Origin of the sequence: Paeniglutamicibacter sp. NPDC091659 (assembly GCF_044756805.1) — a bacterium.
Lineage (GTDB): Bacteria > Actinomycetota > Actinomycetes > Actinomycetales > Micrococcaceae > Paeniglutamicibacter.
The window spans coordinates 121,151-137,596 of the sequence record NZ_JBIVTO010000011.1; the positions used below are offsets into that span (position 1 = coordinate 121,151).

Below are 16,446 nucleotides of genomic sequence, written 5' to 3' on the forward strand. Positions count from 1 at the left end.
CGAAAGGTTTCGTTGGCAACAGCGGCTCTTCCGTGTCATGGGGCCGGGACGGATGCCGCCGCTACGGTGCTGGTTCGCCCGCGGTCTCTTGGGCGGTCTCGCCGTCGGATTCCTTCGCGGAGTCGGCGGCCGCACCCCCGATCCGGGTGAAGTCCGGAATCTTCCCGGTGACCTGGCGTGCATGCAGTCCCTGGTCCCAGGAGCGCTGCAGGAGGAACGCGCGGGCGTCGCCCTCCTGGGTTGCCGCCGCATCGCGCAGCAACAATGCGAGCTGTTCCTCGCCGCTGCGGGCGGCGTCAAGCGGGTTCGCCACGGCATCATCCGGCAATCGGTAGGCCGGCTGCCGCAGCGGATCGCATTCGCCGACGCCGGCGAACTGCCGTTCGATGGCCGCGCCCAGTTCGACCAGGGAACGCGAACGGTCCCATGCGCCCTCGCGGACGGTTCCCGCGGTGCGGGCCCCGGCGACGTTGTAGGCGTATCCCAGACGGTAGGCGGCGTCGGCCACCTGCCCCAGTGCCTTCCCGGACTCCTGGCCCGGGCCGTTCACACCGGTCCCGTCGGGCGACGATGCTGCGGGTTCGGGCAATATTGAATCGGTGCCTGCCGGGCAGCCGGAAAGCATGAATTTGGGCAGGTCGGAGGGTCCGGTGGAAGAACCGGCAGAAGAACCCGAAGCACCTGCGGCGGCCGATGCCGGCTTCGGCGCGGGAAGCTTCTCCAGCTGTTCCTGCGTTCCACCCGCCGCGCGCAGCAGGTTGCGGGCCTGCATGGTCAATTCGAATCCGGCACCCGCCAGCGAGCGTGATTCCTGCGCCGGGGCGTCCAACGCCTCGTCGACCAAGGCCACCCCGGCGCTTGCCAGGCGTTCGGCAAAGGCCTTGGCCTCGGCGGGGGTTTGCGTGCGGGAAGGGGACGCGGAGGGGTCGGTGGACTGCGCGGCGGGGTCCCCGGCGGACGGCAAAGCCGAGGGTGTGAGTAAAACGACATGCCGGTTAAGCATCTCCCGCGTGGCGACCCACTCGGCGCGCAGTTTCGGGTTCGTGTCCGCGGCCTTTGAGGTGGCGGCCAGGCTCGCGGAATCAAGCAGCGGGAGCAGTTCGTCGGCCGGTGTGCGGACGCTTTCCCGGACCGCCTCGGTGCCGAGGATTCGTTGCCACACTAGGGAATCCTTGCTGGCGTACACGCCTGCGCCAAGGGTTCCGGCGGCGATCGCCACGGCCGAAACCACGGCCAAGGCCAAGGCTCCGCGGGAGCGCGGCGCGGCGGGTTCGGGGGGCTGCCCGGCAGGGGGTAAGGGGTGCTGATCCATCCCCTTGATCATCCCATGCGGCGGTCGATTGGCCATTTCGGGGCTCCAGCGGCAGACGCGGGGGCCCAAATGTCGATACTCTAGTAGGCACAACATCGAATAGTGGGAGGACTTTCATGACCGGCAAGCCGGCAGACATCCAGCACGAGGCAGCCCGCCTCACCGAACTACTGGAGCCCACCGTCGCCTCCCACCAGCTGATCCTTGAAGAAGTTCAGGTTCGCATGGCCGGTGACCAGCGCATCGTTCACGTCATCGTCGACCTTCTTGAAGGCACCGGCGGCGTCGAACTCGGCGCAGTCGCCGAGGTGTCGCGCTCCATTTCCGAGGCCCTGGACAAGGACCCGCACGACACGGCGGAACCCTACGAACTTGAGGTTTCCTCGCCCGGCGTTTCCCGCCCGCTCACCCTGCCCCGCCACTGGCACCGCAACGTCGGCCGCATGGTGAAGGTCAACCTGATCGGCGAGGAAAACATCTTCGGCCGCCTCACGGAAGCGGACGATGCAGGCATCACCGTGGTTCCCGAGATCGCGGTCAAGAAGGGCATGAAGCCCAAGCAGGGCGAACCCCGCACCATTGAATTTTCCTCGATCCGCCGCGGCAACGTCGAGGTCGAATTCGCCCGTGCCGAGAGCGCGGACCTGCAGGAACTAATAGAGCTTGACGACGAAGACGACGAAAACGTGGAGGCCTGAGTTGGACATTGATATGAGCGCGCTGCGCATGCTCGAAAAAGAACGCGAAATCCCGATCGACGTTCTGATCCCCACGATCGAGCAGGCACTGCTCATCGCGTACCAGAAGTCCCCGGGGGCCATGCCGCAGGCACGCGCCCAGGTTGACCGCCGCAACGGCCACGTGACGATCTTCGCCACGGAGACCGAGGAAGACGGCACCGTCGTCGGCGAGTTCGACGACACCCCGACCGGTTTCGGCCGCATCGCGGCCTCGACCGCACGCCAGATCATCCTGCAGCGCCTGCGCGACGCCGAGGACGACAACGTGGTCGGCGAGTTCAAGAACAAGATCGGCGAGATCGTCTCCGGACAGATCCAGCAGGGCAACAACCCGATCATGGTCCAGGTCAACCTGGGCACGGTCGAGGCATTGCTGCCGCCGCCGGAGCAGGTGCCGGGCGAGAAGTACCCGCACGGCAGCCGCATCCGCTGCTACGTGGTGGACGTGAACCGCGGCCCGAAGGGCCCGTCGGTCACCCTGTCGCGTTCGCACCCGAACCTGGTCCGCCGACTCTTCGAGCTCGAGGTCCCGGAAATCGCCGACGGCTCCGTGGAGATCATTGCGCTGGCCCGCGAAGCCGGCCACCGTTCCAAGATCGCCGTGCAGGCCAACATCCCGGGCGTCAACGCCAAGGGTGCCTGCATCGGTGAAATGGGTTCGCGCGTGCGCGCCGTGATGACCGAGCTGAACGACGAGAAGATCGACATCGTCGACTACAACGAGGACCCGGCGAAGTTCATCGCCTCGGCGCTGTCCCCGTCGAAGGTCGTCTCGGTGACCATCACCGACCCGGCCACCCGTTCGGCCCGCGTCGTGGTGCCCGATTACCAGCTCTCGCTGGCCATCGGCAAGGAAGGGCAGAACGCCCGCCTGGCGGCCAAGCTCACCGGCTGGCGCATCGACATCGTCTCGGACGCCGTCGCTTCATAGCATTTCCAGATTCCGTCGTTGCCCTTGGGGTGCCGGCCGTTCGCGGCCCGCGCCCCAAGGCGGCGGCGGTTTTTGTTGGGCGGGGACGCCGCGGGTTCCGCAAGTGTGAACGTGTTCCAGAGCACGCTACACGGGATGCGGAAACGCGCTAGACTTATCTGTGGTCCACTGTGCAAGTGGTATTTCTATTGCGGGAGAAGATTTACGTGTCAGTGCAGCATCAGCCGCAGCGCACGTGCATCGGATGCCGCAAGGTGGTGGACCAAAAAGAGTTGCAGCGCTGGGTGCTTGAACGCGCGGATGGCCATGCCGTCCCCGTTCCGGATTCCACCCGGCGTCTCTCCGGACGCGGTGCCTGGTTGCACCCGGTTCCGGAGTGTGCCGAACGCGCCATCAAACGCGGGGCATTCGCACGGTCATTCAGGACCAAGGTGGATGTTTCCTCGCTGGCGATTGCGCCGGAAGCCAAGGTGCGGACCCAAACCCGGGAAAACACCTTCACGATCGTCCAACCTGAAAGCGGGTCAGAAATCTGATGGAAACCCGATGAGTTCCAAGCGATGAGCGCCTAACGATGACTACATCAGTTATGCGTCGCAGCGCCTGTGGCATCCACTTCGGATGCTGGGCAAGACAGCAAAAGACGGTTCGTGCTTTGACTTTCTAAAAGTGAGCGCGGGCCTTCAGACAGGAGAAATGTGGCTAAGGTCCGCGTACACGAGCTCGCCAAAGAGCTCGGAATCACTTCAAAGGATGCAGTTGCAAAACTGCAGGAATTGGGCGAATTCGTCCGTTCCGCATCCTCAACCATCGAGACGCCGGTAGTGCGCAAGTTGCGCGCCGCGTTCCCGAATGCTGCCCCGGCAGCACCCAAGGCAGATGCAGCACCGGCCGCCAAGGCCCCTGCAGCAGCAGCCCCCGCAGCGTCGGCAGCCCCTGTCGCCGCCGGCGCTCCGAAGCCTGCCGGCTTCAAGCCGGGTCCGGCTGCGCCAGCAGCACCGGCAGAGGCAGCACCGGCTCCGGCCGCTGCCGCACCTGCAGCTCCTTCGGCCCCTGCCGCTCCGGCAGCACCGAAGCCTGCTGTTGCACGCACCGAAGCCCCGCGCGCCGGTGCCAAGCCGGGCGGTCCTCGTCCGGGCAACAACCCGTTCTCTTCCCAGCAGGGCATGCGCGCTGCCGGTGAAGGCGAGCGCACCGAGCGCACCGAGCGTCCAGCCGGTGCACGTCCGGGTGCCAAGCCGGGCGGACCGCGTCCGGGCAACAACCCGTTCGCGTCCCAGCAGGGCATGCGCACTGAACGTCCAGCCGGTTCCGGCGGCCCGCGTCCGGGCGGTCCTCGCCCGGGTGGCCCGCGCCCTCCGGCAGGTGCAGGTGGACCCCGTCCCGCAGGTGCGGGTGCAGGTGGACCGCGTCCCGCAGGTGCAGGCCGTCCGGCAGGTCCGGGTGGACCACGTCCGGCCGGTGCCCCGGGTGCAGGCCCGCGTACCCCGGGAGGCGCACGCGCTACTCCCGGCATGATGCCTAACCGCACCGAACGTCCGGCTCCGGCCGGCGCACGTCCGGGTGGTCCGGGTCGTGGCGGCGCAGCCCGTCCGGGCGGCGCACCAGGCGGAGCTCCGGGTGGAGCACCGGGTGCAGCAGGCGGCGGCGGCGGTTACAAGGGCGGCGGCGGTCCCAACCGCGGTCGCGGTGGAACCCAGGGTGCCTTCGGCAAGGGCGGCGCAGGCCGTGGCAAGCAGCGCAAGTCGAAGCGTGCGAAGCGCCAGGAACTCGAGCAGATGAGTGCTCCGTCGCTGGGCGGCGTAAGCGTGCCCCGCGGCAACGGATCCACCGAGGTCCGTCTGCGCCGTGGTGCCTCGATCACCGACTTCGCCGACAAGATCAACGCCAACCCGGCAGCACTGGTTACCGTGCTCTTCCACTTGGGCGAAATGGCTACCGCCACGCAGTCCCTGGATGAGGCAACCTTTGACGTCTTGGGTGCCGAGCTCGGCTACGTCGTCACCGTCGTGTCCCCCGAGGACGAAGAGCGCGAATTGCTCGCCTCGTTCTCGATCGACTTCGACGCCGAACTCGACGCCGAAACGGAAGACATGCTTGAAGCACGTCCGCCGGTTGTCACGATCATGGGTCACGTTGACCACGGTAAGACCCGCTTGCTCGATGCGATCCGCAAGTCCAACGTCATCGAGGGCGAAGCCGGCGGCATCACCCAGCACATCGGTGCGTACCAGATCCACCACGAACACGAAGGCATCGATCGAGCGATCACCTTCATTGACACCCCGGGCCACGAGGCGTTCACCGCCATGCGTGCACGTGGTGCCAAGGTCACCGACATCGCGGTTCTCGTGGTTGCAGCGGACGACGGCGTCATGCCGCAGACCGTTGAAGCCTTGAACCACGCCAAGGCGGCCGGCGTTCCGATCGTCGTCGCAGTAAACAAGGTTGACAAGGAATCGGCGAACCCTGACAAGGTCAAGGGCCAGCTGGCCGAGTACGGCCTGGTTCCGGAGGAATACGGTGGCGACACCATGTTCATCCACGTCTCCGCCCTGCAGAAGATGGGTATCGACGAGCTGCTCGATGCAGTGCTGCTGACGGCCGACGCCGCGTTGGACATGCGTGCCAACCCGGACAAGGACGCCCGCGGTATCGCCATCGAAGCGAACCTCGACAAGGGTCGCGGCGCCGTGGCTACCGTGCTGGTCCAGTCCGGTACCTTGGCCGTTGGCGACACCATCGTTGCCGGTACCGCACACGGCCGTGTGCGTGCCATGTTCGACGAGAACGGCGAGAACCTCGACGTTGCACTGCCGTCGCGTCCGGTCCAGGTCCTTGGCCTGTCCTCGGTGCCGCGTGCAGGTGACACCTTCCTGGTGACCGACGACGAGCGCACCGCCCGCCAGATCGCCGAGAAGCGTGAAGCTGCGGACCGCAACGCGGCCCTGGCCAAGCGTCGCAAGCGCATCACCCTGGAAGACTTCGACCAGGCTGTTGCCGACGGCAAGATCGACACCCTCAACCTCATCCTCAAGGGTGACGTTTCCGGTGCCGTTGAAGCCCTGGAAGATTCGCTGCTCAAGATCGATGTTGGAGAAGGCGTGCAGCTGCGCGTTATCCACCGCGGTGTTGGCGCCATCACCCAGAACGACGTCAACCTTGCAACCGTTGACAACGCGATCATCATTGGCTTCAACGTCAAGCCTGCCGAGCGCGTTGCCGAACTGGCCGACAAAGAAGGCGTCGACATGCGCTTCTACTCGGTCATCTACGGTGCCATCGATGACATCGAACTGGCACTCAAGGGCATGCTCAAGCCTGAGTACGAGGAAGCCCAGCTGGGCACCGCGGAGGTCCGCGAGGTCTTCCGTTCCTCGAAGTTCGGCAACATTGCCGGCTCGATCGTCCGTTCGGGCACCATTCGCCGAAACTCCAAGGCACGCGTTCTGCGCGATGGCAAGGTCATCGGCGAGGGTCTCCAGGTGGACTCGCTCAAGCGCTTCAAGGACGACGCCACGGAGGTCCGCGAGGGCTTCGAATGTGGTATCGGTCTTGGCTCGTTCAACGACGTCAAGGACGGCGACACGATCGAGACCTACGAGATGCGCGAAAAGCCGCGCGCTTAGTCTTGACCAAACGCGTTTGATCGACGCTGGGCGGCCGTAACCGAACTGGTTGCGGCCGCCCAGCCGTCGAAGCGCATTGACCAAAAGTTTCAAGAACCTTGAAAAGAAGGAGCGACCATGGCTGATTCGGCTCGTGCCGCAAAACTGGCCCAACGCATCAAGGTGGTTGTTGCCCAGGCCCTGGGCAAGGCAGTGAAGGATCCCCGCGTGGAGGCCATCACGGTCACCGATGCACGCGTGACCAACGACCTGCAACACGCCACCATCTACTACACGGTCTTCGGCGACGATGAAGCCAAGGCCGATGCGGCAGCCGCCCTGGCGAAGTCCAAGGGCGTCCTGCGCAAGGAGGTCGGCAAGAACGTTACCGTTCGCCTGACCCCGACCCTGGAATTCGTCGCCGACGAAATCCCTGTCAACGCCTCGAACCTCGAAGCGTTGCTGCGCGTGGCCAAGGCCAAGGATGCAGAAGTTGCAGCCCTGGCCGAAGGCAAGACCCACGCCGGCGAAGCCGACCCGTACAAGCGTGACGAGGAAGAAGACGAAGACGCCTAAGCGCAGATTCCTTCCTCTTGAAGCAGGCTACCCGTAGGGGGAGCCGTGCCTAACGCACAAGAAGAGGCCTGCTCGGGGGCGCCCATCCATTGGATGGCCGGCCCTTTGCAGGCCTCTTTTGCGTGCCCGGTCAAACCGTTGCACCATCTGCACGAACTACGTCGCGCAGATCCCCGGACCTATCCGAACACTCGCCCCCCAAACAAAAACGAGCATCGCTGTGCAGCGACCACGTTTGGCGAGGGTGCGGATCGGAGGGGGAACCTGTTGGCGGATGCGGGCCATTTCAGCCCTCCCGGAAGTGAAGAAGCGACCCGGCGCGGGCAATCGTCCGTTGAGGTCGAAACCTGCTGTGGGGCCCGCCGTGCGTCAAGAACGTGTGCCAACGGGGGAGGGGCCAAGCTGGCTGATGTCGCGCTGGGCGTCGAGATCGAACGAAAGTGCATGATGGAACCTCCCCCGGAACAAATCTTGAGCCGAACCTTGCGATGCATCGATGATTGCGAGTCCTCGCAATTCACCCTGCATATGCGCTGCACCGGTCGATGACCAGTGCAGCCTGTGGTGGATCTTAGAAGTGTGTTGATGCCTGCGACGAGTGCGGGTCGATACCGTTTGAACGGTGTGAGGGCCGGTCTGTAAGCGGTGCTGAACCGCCAAGACCGATCCGGACATATGCCAATAATCTGAAGATTATTGGCACTTTCCAAGGGAGTCAATGGCGTTGTCCACCCGTTCTCCACGGGTAGATGGATGACGCATCACAAAACCATGGTTCCATTTGGGACGAAGCGTTCAGCAAACACCCAGCAAAAATTTTCGATCAGGCGATTGTTCATCGGAAACCCCCGTGAATAAAGGGCAGTACACGGTATTCACGGGCAGTCTTCCCCTTCGTTTTCCGCGGTCCCCGGAGGGTCTTGACGGGCCTCCCGGGACCGCGGAAACACCCGCGGCGGTCTCCGGCGACAGCCCGTCGCCGGCATTCCGGATGAGGCATTGGACACGAACCCCGCCCTCGCCGGATCGCCGCTCGGGGCACGGCAACCTCCCTACCCGTATCCCGGGTATCCGAAAAGAGTGGCCGCGGCGGGCATTGCGACCACGGATGATGCCCGGAAGCGCCTCGTGACACCGAAGCAACACCGATCCGCCGGAGCCCGACGTTTCGGCATTCCACACCCGGCCCGCCCCGGGGCGAGCCCGCCCACTGGTGGTGGGCGCAAAGAGCCGGCGAACCTGCCTATACTTGAGGGCGTGAAAACAGCCCCGCAGAACCCCACGGAACCCATCGGCTCAGGCCTGGTCATCATCGACAAACCGCAGGGTTGGACGAGCCATGACGTGGTCGGTCGCACCCGCCGCCTGGCCGGAACCCGCAAGGTCGGCCACGCCGGTACCTTGGACCCGATGGCCACCGGCGTGCTGGTGCTGGGCATCAACAAGGCCACCCGCCTGCTGACCTACATCGTGGGCGCGAACAAGACCTACACCGCCACCATCCGCCTGGGTGAATCGACGATCACCGACGACGCCGAGGGCGAGATCGTGCAGAAGCGCATCGCCGCTGCGCTCACCGAGGAACAGATCCATGCGGCTGTCGCCAAGCTCACGGGGCCGATCGAGCAGGTCCCTTCCTCCGTCAGCGCCATCAAGGTCAACGGCGAACGCGCCTACGCCCGCGTGCGCGCCGGCGAGGACGTGAAGCTTGCCGCACGTCCGGTGACCATCCACCGCTTCGAGATCCACGACATCCGCCGCGAACGCGCGGGCAAGGTGCTGGACATCGACGTGACCGTCGAATGCTCGTCGGGCACCTACATCCGTGCGCTGGCCCGCGACCTGGGCGAAGACCTGGCCGTGGGCGGCCACCTGACCGCGCTGCGCCGCACCGAGGTCGGCCCGTACACGCTGGGCCGCGCCCGCACGCTGGAGCAGCTGGCCGAGAACTTCGAGTACCTGCCACTGGAGGACGCCGCAGATGCGTTGTTCACCCGCCGCGACCTGACCGAGCACGAACGCGCCGAGCTGTCCTACGGGCGCCGCATCAGCAGCAACGAAACCGACGATGTGACCGCAGCGTTCGCCCCCGACGGAACGTTGGTTGCGTTGCTGAAGAACAAGGGCAAGGAAGCCAAGCCGGAGCTGGTCTTCGCCACGGCTTCCTAAATCCCTGCCGTGCGTGCCGCAGGCGCGCGGTGCAGGTTCGACCTTGATTTCGCTTTCCTTCCAAGGAGATAGGTTTTTGCCGTGATAGTTGACGGTTTCTTCATCGCCGGCGCCATATTGTGCGCAGTGGCGTTGATACTGGGCGTTGTCGCCACGATCATCCGTGAGTACCCGGATGACTTTGCGCTGGTCTCTGTGGCGCTGCTCGAGGTCTTCCTGGTGGTCTACGGCGTCTCGGCGGCGATCCGGCAGGCCGGCGGCCAGTCGATCGCGGGGGAGCCTTGGGAGTTCTGGGGATACTTCCTCACGGCCCTGCTGATCCCGGTGCTCGCCTTCATCTGGGCGGTCACCGACAAGTCCCGTTGGTCCAACACGGTGCTGGCGGTATCGGGTGTCATCGTCTTTGTGATGCTCTTCAGGATGGAACAGATTTGGGACGGGGCAATAACAGCATGAGTGAAACGGGCCGGCCAGGCACCAAGCGTTCGCGCATCGTCGACGCCGCGCAATCCCGCGGCAAGGAATCGAAGCCCAAGGGGTCCAACGGAGGCCGCAGTTCCGGGGTGGGGCGCATCATCATCGCCGTCTACGGCGTGCTGGCGCTCTCGGCCACGGTGCGTGCCGTCTACCAGATCATGATGGACTTCGGGGGAGCGCCGCTGGCCTACCTGCTGAGCCTGCTCGCCGGCATCGTCTACATCGTGGCCACGCTTGCGCTGGCGTCCAAGCGCCCGGGCAGCTGGCGGCTGTCCCGGTACGCGGTGATCTTCGAGCTGGTTGGCGTGCTGGTTGTCGGAACGCTCAGCTACGTGCTGCCGGCGCTCTTCGCCCACCCGGCCGTCTGGTCGCACTTCGGCTCGGGCTACGGATACGTTCCGCTGGCGCTGCCGCTGATCGGCCTGTGGTGGCTGCGCAAGCACCGTCCGGCCGCCACGGTCGCCGGAGAGTAGACCGCAACAAGGATCACCGGCCGGCGAAAGCTCCCGGATCCGAATGACTCAAACAGGGCCGCGCCCCTCCCAATTGAAATCGGGAGGGGCGCGGCCCTGTTTATTCAGTCACATTACGGCTGGGCAGTGGTCCAGTACGGGACTATTTCTTGCCGAAGAGCCCTCCGAGGATGCCCCCAAGATCCAGCCCGCCGGCCTGCTGGCCCTGCTGCTGGTCGCCCCCGCCGAAGAGTCCGCCGAGCATGCCGCCGATGTCGAGCCCTCCGCCGCCCTGGGGCTGCTGCTGGTTGCCGCCGCCCAACAGTCCGCCTAGCAAGCCGCCGATGTCGAATCCGCCGCCATTGCCGGACGATGAAGCGTTCTTCGCCAGGAAGCTCATGACCACCGGGGCGAGCATGGGTAGCGCCTTCTGCACCAGGCCGCCGAGGTCGAATCCTTCCGGTGTGGCGCCGTTGAGCTGGGCGGCAAGGACCGCCTGGTTGTCACCGAGCACGTGGTCCACGATCTTCTGGCCGTCGTCGGTATCCACCGACTCGAGGTCGACGCCGCCCTCGACCAGCGAGGCGTCGTGCTGGGCAATGGCGGCTTGCAGTGCTTCGGCGCCCTCCGGCGAGGCCGCATTGTTCTGCATGCCGGCCATCAGGGAAGGCAGCGCGGTGGCGACCGTGGCGCGGGCGGTGTCGGAATCGACGCCGAGCTTTCCGGCGATCTGATCCATTGGCAAAAGGTCCAGCAGGTCGTTGAGGTTAACCATTTCAGCTCCTTGGGATCGGTGAATCTCTTGATTCGTTTTCATCCTAGGGTTCATCGATCGGTTTTTGACCCCTGTGGGGCAAGAATCGGCAGTTCGGGCAATCGTCGTCCATAATGGATAGGGCCGTGAAACCTACGGCCAGACATCCCAACGGAGGAGCGAGCGTGCACTATTGGAAAGGCCTTGAAGCCGTACCACCCGGCATCGGCCCGTCGGTAGTGACAATCGGCAACTTCGACGGCGTGCACCGCGGACACCGCGAGGTGCTTGCCGCGGTGGTCGCAGAGGCCCGCAAGCGCAATGCCAAGGCCATCGCCATCAGCTTTGACCCGCACCCGGCCCAGGTGCACCGCCCGGACGAGGCGCCCGAACTGATCATGGGCATCGCGGACCGCATCGAGACCCTCGCCGACGAGGGGCTCGACGGCCTCCTGATGATCCGCTACACCCTCGAATTCGCGCAGGCTACGGCCGAGGAATTCGTTGCCAAGGTGATTGTCGGCGCGCTGGGCGCCTGCACCGTGGTCGTCGGCCACGACGTGCGCTTCGGCCGTGACAACGGGGGAGACTTCGCCAAGATGTGCGAGCTCGGCGAGCAGTACGGCTTTGAGGTCATCGGCATCGACGACATCGGCGAACACCGCCGCTGGTCATCGACTTGGGTGCGCGAGGCACTGAACCGCGGCGAGGTTGCCGTTGCCGCCCAGATCCTGGGCCGCCCGCACCGCATGCGCGGCGAGGTGGTGCACGGTGCCGCCCGCGGCCGCGACCTGGGGTTCCCCACCGCGAACCTGGACTCCGCAGCCACCGGAATCATTCCCGCCGACGGCGTGTACGCCGGATGGCTCGTCGACGAGGCGCAGGTCCGCTGGCCCGCCGCCATCTCCGTCGGCTCCAACCCGACCTTCGAGGGCGTGAGCCGCCAGGTGGAGGCGCACGTGATCGACCGCCCTGAGGAGGGCGTGGAGGACTTCGACCTGTACGGCCAGCAGGTCGTCGTTGAATTCGTTGAGCACCTGCGTCCCATGGTTGCCTACCGCGGGATTGAAGCACTGATCGAACAGATGCGTGAGGATGTCCAGCGCACCCGTACGGTCCTGATTCATGCCTGAGATTTTCAAACCACACCCCACCGAGACCCCGCGCCCCATCCCGTCGCTTCCCGCCCGGGCCTTCACGATGAGCGCGGCTCGGCGCAACGAACTGGCAACTGCCTTCCGCGCCGGCGGAAAGCACTATGACGCGGTGCGCCCGTCCTACCCGCAGGCCGCCCTTGACTTCATGGTGCCGCCGCGCGCCCGCGATGCCGTGGACGTCGGTGCCGGCACCGGCATCTTCACCGCGATGCTACTGGGCCGCGGCTTGCGCGTGCGCGCCGTCGAGCCCTCCACCGACATGCTCGGCGTGCTGCGCGCCCGGCTTCCGGAGGTCATTGCGGCCGAGGGCACCGGCGAGCACACCGGGCTGGAGGCCGCCAGCGCGGACGTCATCACCTATGCCCAGGCCTGGCACTGGGTCGACCCGAAGCAAGCAAGCAGCGAGGCCGCACGGATCCTGCGCAGCGGCGGGCTGTTGTCTATGGTCTGGAACCAGCTGGACGTCTCGGTGTCCTGGGTCCACCGTCTGGCGCGCATCATGCATGCGGGGGATGTGCACAGGCCCGATTTCCAGCCGCCGCTTGGCCAGGAGTTCTTCGCCCCCGAACCGGGGCAGTGGACCTGGAACCAGGAACTGACGGGCGAGCAGATCATCGATCTGGCCAAGTCGCGCAGCTACTACCTGCGCGCAAGCGAGGCCACCCGCGCGCGGGTCGAATCAAACCTGTCCTGGTATCTCTACGAGCACCTGGGCCACGAGGAAGGCACGCCGATCACGGTGCCGTACCTGACGCATGCCTGGCGGGCCCGCCTGCGCTGAGTCGCGCCGGCAAGGAAAAAAGTTCCGGTGTGCCTTTGATCTCGTGCGGTGCCACACGGTGCGAGGTCTTTGCTAGAATGGTTGACGGTGCCCGCTGCAGTCCGCGGTTGCGTGGCACCTGCCGGAAACGGTGTTTTTTGAAACGCGGTACAACTCTAGGAGTTATTGTGGCATTAGACGCCGCTATCAAGCAGGAAATCATGAAGGCCTACGCCACGAGCGAAGGCGACACCGGTTCACCTGAGGTCCAGATCGCCGTGATGTCACGTCGCATCTCCGACCTGACGGAGCACCTGAAGATGCACAAGCACGATCACCACACCCGCCGCGGCCTGATGGCCCTGGTTGGTCGTCGTCGCCGTATGCTTGCGTACCTCAAGGGCACCGACATTGCACGCTACCGTGCACTGATCGAGCGCCTCGGCCTGCGTCGCTAGTCTTTAGCACAAGGTTTGATTGAGATTCCCCGGTTCCCATTGTTGGGAACCGGGGAATTTTCTTTGTCTGGACCGCGACGTCAGGAACTTCCCTGTATAGAGCCTGTGCAGTACCGGCCAAGATCATCCAGATGAGGCCAAAATTCGCGACTTGGCAACGGGAAGATGAAATACTCCAAGGGTCAAGTAAAGGGGCGTCGGAAGACGGCGCAAGCAATCAGGAGACTGCATGACGGACCAGCCAGCACCCGCCCGCCGCAAGAAGAAGCGCCGGATCTGGATCATCCCCATGGTGGTCGCGTCGATCATCGCCGGCGTGTATGTCGGTAGCCGCATCTATGCGGATACCGTCTCCGCTCAAGCCGATGACGTGCCGAAACTTACCGCAACGCCGAACAGCGGCGCGTCGAGTGGTGCAGGATCCACAGGTTCGGCGTCAACTCCGGCGGACTTCGCAGGAGCCTGGACCATTGGCCAGGGATCCTACGCCGGCTACCGCCTTGATGAGGTCCTCAACGGTTCCGACGTGACAGTGACAGGTCGCACCGAGGACGTTAGCGGATCGTTGACAGTCAAGGAAAATACGCTCACGTCCGCCAAGCTGACGTTGAAGGTGGCCACCATCGCCACAGACTCGGATAGACGCGATTCCTACTTCCGGACCTCAGCGATTGATACCTCGAAGCACCCCGAAGCGACCTTTACCCTGACTGATCCAGTTGAGCTTGACGCGGCAGCCGACGGCAACACCCAGACCTTTTCGATCACCGGGGACATGACAATCAACGGCCACACGCAGTCCATTGCCGCCGATGTGCAGAGCGCGTTCAGCGATGGTGCGGCGCAGCTGGTTGGCCAGATTCCAGTGACTTGGGCCGATTTTGGTGTAGAGGCTCCGAACCTGGGATTCGTCTCCGTGGAGGACTCCGGCTTTATCGAATTTTCCTTGGACGTGAATCAAAAATAGAGGCAGCAGAATCGCAGGGGGAGGTAGCAACCCGAATCCGCTACCAGGCTGCGTTGAACTGCGCGTAGTTGTACTAGTCAGGCGCGTGGAGCCGGGCCTTGGTGGAACGCCACGAGTCGAGCTTGCATCTCCCAGTAGGGCGTTGCAGCAGGAACCGGCTTGCCGTCGCGCAGTGAACTGGCAATGCCCAGTGCCGCGTCCACCGATGCACGGTACGGAAGGGAACCGGAGCTCACGCGCCGGACCCCGAGCTTCCCCAATTCGGTAACCGTCAATGAAGGGTGTGCCAACACATTGACCGGTCGCCCGATCTCGGCGGTGAGGCTTCGGATGTCCTCCGCGTCCATGACGCCGGGAACAAAGATTCCGTCGGCTCCGGCAGCTGCGTACAGGAGAGCGCGCTGCACGACAGCGTCCACCGTGGGTTGCTCGGCAAACCAAAAATTGTCCACCCGTGCATTGACGAACACGTTGGGGGTCCGCAGTTTTACGGCTGCGATCTTGGATGCAACGGCATCCGGATCCACCAGATGTCCGGACCTGCTGTCCTCGATGTTGAGCCCGACCGCGCCAAGGGCTGCCAACTCGGCCACGAAATCAGCGACCTCGGCCGGGTCGTCGGAGTAGCCGTCCTCGATGTCAGCCGTAATGTGAACAGGCAAGCGGCCCAGCTGCGTCACGAGGGCCGTGGTTGCTGCCTTGCTGGACCTGTCGCCGTCCGGCAGGCCGGCGCTGGCCGCAATGCCAAAGCTGGTGGTGCCAATGGCAGGAAACCCCGCTGCCGCAAATGCCAGGCCAGAGCCGACGTCCCACGCGTTGGGCAGCAGGAGAGGCGCATCCGCTTGGTGGAGCTCATAAAACGTGGCCACTTTAATTCCCGTCCCGAGTCGGTCAAAATGCAAGTTGTCTTCAGGCTACGAGCCTAACCGGAACCGGTAAGGTCCAGGTGGTTTTCAGGGTTTCTCGTCTTGACGAGAGCTTCGCGCCGCTGCCTCCGAGCGATGGTCTGATCGCGGTTCGTCGGATGGCAAGCGCTGGCAGCTGAGTCCGTGAGCTGCTGTTCCAGACGTAGCTGTCCAAATCTCCGAAGGAACGCCGTGATGCCATGTCACCCCTCAGGCCTGACGGAGCAGCTGAAGAGGACCCCGGCATTGCACGCTACCGTGCACTGATCGAGCGACTCGGACCGCGTCTCTAGTCTTTCGTATAGGTTAAGATTTCCCCCCCGGTTTCAAGGAAACCGGGGGGGGGGGGGGGGGGGGGATCTTTGTGCCGCTACACCGAACCCACAATCGGGCTGCGGTGGATGGGGGCTACTTGGAAACGGCCTTGGAAATGGTCGAAGTCGCCCAGGAAGCCTTCGGAATGTATAGGCGGTAGGTCTTCTTCTTTGACTGCTTGACCGTGACGCTGGCCTTTCCGTTCTTCAGATTCACTGATTTCAGGGTCTTCCAGCTGCTGCCGGATTTCACCTGAAACTTCGCACTGACAGCGTTGTACTGGGCATAACGGTACTTCTCGGGTATGTAGACCTGGGCTTTAGCGGTCAAAGCCACCTTGGAACCGGAGCGCTTGGCGCTCAGCGAGCTCTTGGCCTTGCCTCGGACGTAGAAAGTTTTGCTGGTGTAGTCGGTGTAGTAGCTCGAGTCACTCGAGTACTCCTCAAAATAGCTGTCGAAGTATTCGTACTCCGCTTCCAGGTCGGCGGGGCCGACTTGGTAGGTTCCGAGGCCGGAGTCTGAGGGACAGAAGAAAGCGCGACTGGTGATCTTGCGGCCGTGAAAGCTCAAAGAACTGACGTTGCCGCCCTTACGCGTGATTTCAACGCTTCCGTACGAATCGAGAAAATCGCTCTCAACCTTGGTGGACGCGGTGACCGTGAAGTATCGGCAATTCGAGTCACCGACCGTGATGTCCGAAACCTGGTATCCGGTGATGTCGAGGGGACGCTCGCTGGCCTGTGCTGGAGTTGAAGCGAGAGCTAAGCCTGCGGCTAACACGATTGAGGCACTGAATCCCAAGCCTCGACGTAGTGATGATTTGTTCATAGTTTTCCCCTGAAAACGAAAATGCATATGCATAATG

16 protein-coding genes are annotated in these 16,446 nt (G+C 64.2%); 12 read left to right on the forward strand and 4 right to left on the reverse strand.

Features of this window, described 5'->3' with window-relative positions; all coding sequences use genetic code 11:
* Positions 1–61: 61 nt before the first annotated feature.
* On the reverse strand, positions 62–1,312 hold the full coding sequence (locus ACIQLF_RS18035) for a hypothetical protein (RefSeq protein ID WP_400301450.1): 1,251 nt from the start codon (positions 1,310–1,312) through the stop codon (positions 62–64).
* Positions 1,313–1,428: 116 nt separating this feature from the next.
* Here ACIQLF_RS18035 and rimP point away from each other — a divergent pair, with 116 nt between their 5' ends.
* From rimP to ACIQLF_RS18075, 8 genes are all read left to right on the forward strand, one after another.
* Entirely contained in the window at positions 1,429–2,010 is a 582-nt protein-coding gene (rimP, locus tag ACIQLF_RS18040) for a ribosome maturation factor RimP (RefSeq protein ID WP_400301453.1), read from the forward strand.
* Position 2,011: 1 nt separating this feature from the next.
* On the forward strand, positions 2,012–2,983 hold the full coding sequence (nusA, locus tag ACIQLF_RS18045; protein WP_400301456.1) for a transcription termination factor NusA: 972 nt from the start codon (positions 2,012–2,014) through the stop codon (positions 2,981–2,983).
* 206 nt (positions 2,984–3,189) lie between these two features.
* Entirely contained in the window at positions 3,190–3,519 is a 330-nt protein-coding gene (locus ACIQLF_RS18050; protein WP_400301459.1) for a YlxR family protein, read from the forward strand.
* Between the two features lie 162 nt (positions 3,520–3,681).
* Complete coding sequence (gene infB, locus ACIQLF_RS18055) at positions 3,682–6,612, forward strand: translation initiation factor IF-2 (protein ID WP_400301462.1); 2,931 nt, start codon at positions 3,682–3,684, stop codon at positions 6,610–6,612.
* Between the two features lie 117 nt (positions 6,613–6,729).
* The gene (rbfA, locus tag ACIQLF_RS18060; protein WP_400301465.1) at positions 6,730–7,167 is read left to right on the forward strand and encodes a 30S ribosome-binding factor RbfA; all 438 of its coding nucleotides are present in this window, start codon (positions 6,730–6,732) and stop codon (positions 7,165–7,167) included.
* A gap of 1,290 nt (positions 7,168–8,457) precedes the next feature.
* A complete protein-coding gene (truB, locus tag ACIQLF_RS18065) occupies positions 8,458–9,336 on the forward strand; it encodes a tRNA pseudouridine(55) synthase TruB (protein WP_400301587.1) in 879 nt (292 codons plus the stop codon).
* A gap of 81 nt (positions 9,337–9,417) precedes the next feature.
* Positions 9,418–9,792, forward strand: coding sequence for a hypothetical protein (locus ACIQLF_RS18070; RefSeq protein ID WP_400301469.1), 375 nt, complete (start codon positions 9,418–9,420; stop codon positions 9,790–9,792).
* Positions 9,789–10,286 (forward strand): hypothetical protein, encoded by a 498-nt coding sequence (locus tag ACIQLF_RS18075; protein ID WP_400301471.1) that lies wholly within the window; start codon positions 9,789–9,791, stop codon positions 10,284–10,286. The genes ACIQLF_RS18070 and ACIQLF_RS18075 overlap by 4 nt, the downstream gene beginning before the upstream one ends.
* 142 nt (positions 10,287–10,428) lie before the next feature.
* Here the strand turns inward: ACIQLF_RS18075 and ACIQLF_RS18080 are convergent, their stop codons facing one another.
* The gene (locus tag ACIQLF_RS18080; RefSeq protein WP_400301474.1) at positions 10,429–11,040 is read right to left on the reverse strand and encodes a DUF937 domain-containing protein; all 612 of its coding nucleotides are present in this window, start codon (positions 11,038–11,040) and stop codon (positions 10,429–10,431) included.
* A 164-nt stretch (positions 11,041–11,204) separates the two neighbouring features.
* On the opposite strand from ACIQLF_RS18080, the gene ACIQLF_RS18085 reads away from it, so the two are divergent.
* From ACIQLF_RS18085 to ACIQLF_RS18100, 4 genes are all read left to right on the forward strand, one after another.
* Positions 11,205–12,152, forward strand: a complete 948-nt coding sequence (locus tag ACIQLF_RS18085; protein ID WP_400301477.1) for a bifunctional riboflavin kinase/FAD synthetase — start codon at positions 11,205–11,207, stop codon at positions 12,150–12,152.
* Positions 12,145–12,957: a class I SAM-dependent methyltransferase gene (locus tag ACIQLF_RS18090; protein WP_400301479.1), complete on the forward strand. Its 813-nt coding sequence runs from the start codon at positions 12,145–12,147 to the stop codon at positions 12,955–12,957. The genes ACIQLF_RS18085 and ACIQLF_RS18090 overlap by 8 nt, the downstream gene beginning before the upstream one ends.
* 167 nt (positions 12,958–13,124) lie before the next feature.
* Positions 13,125–13,394 carry a 30S ribosomal protein S15 gene (gene rpsO, locus ACIQLF_RS18095; RefSeq protein ID WP_400301482.1) on the forward strand — a complete coding sequence of 90 codons (270 nt, stop codon included), beginning with the start codon at positions 13,125–13,127 and terminating at the stop codon, positions 13,392–13,394.
* Positions 13,395–13,623: 229 nt separating this feature from the next.
* Complete coding sequence (locus tag ACIQLF_RS18100) at positions 13,624–14,361, forward strand: YceI family protein (RefSeq protein WP_400301484.1); 738 nt, start codon at positions 13,624–13,626, stop codon at positions 14,359–14,361.
* Between the two features lie 77 nt (positions 14,362–14,438).
* On the opposite strand, the gene ACIQLF_RS18105 is transcribed toward ACIQLF_RS18100, so the two are convergent.
* Together ACIQLF_RS18105 and ACIQLF_RS18110 are read right to left on the reverse strand one after the other, a co-directional pair.
* Complete coding sequence (locus tag ACIQLF_RS18105; RefSeq protein WP_400301486.1) at positions 14,439–15,230, reverse strand: isocitrate lyase/phosphoenolpyruvate mutase family protein; 792 nt, start codon at positions 15,228–15,230, stop codon at positions 14,439–14,441.
* A 444-nt stretch (positions 15,231–15,674) separates the two neighbouring features.
* Positions 15,675–16,409 carry a hypothetical protein gene (locus ACIQLF_RS18110; protein WP_400301489.1) on the reverse strand — a complete coding sequence of 245 codons (735 nt, stop codon included), beginning with the start codon at positions 16,407–16,409 and terminating at the stop codon, positions 15,675–15,677.
* Positions 16,410–16,446 lie beyond the last annotated feature (37 nt).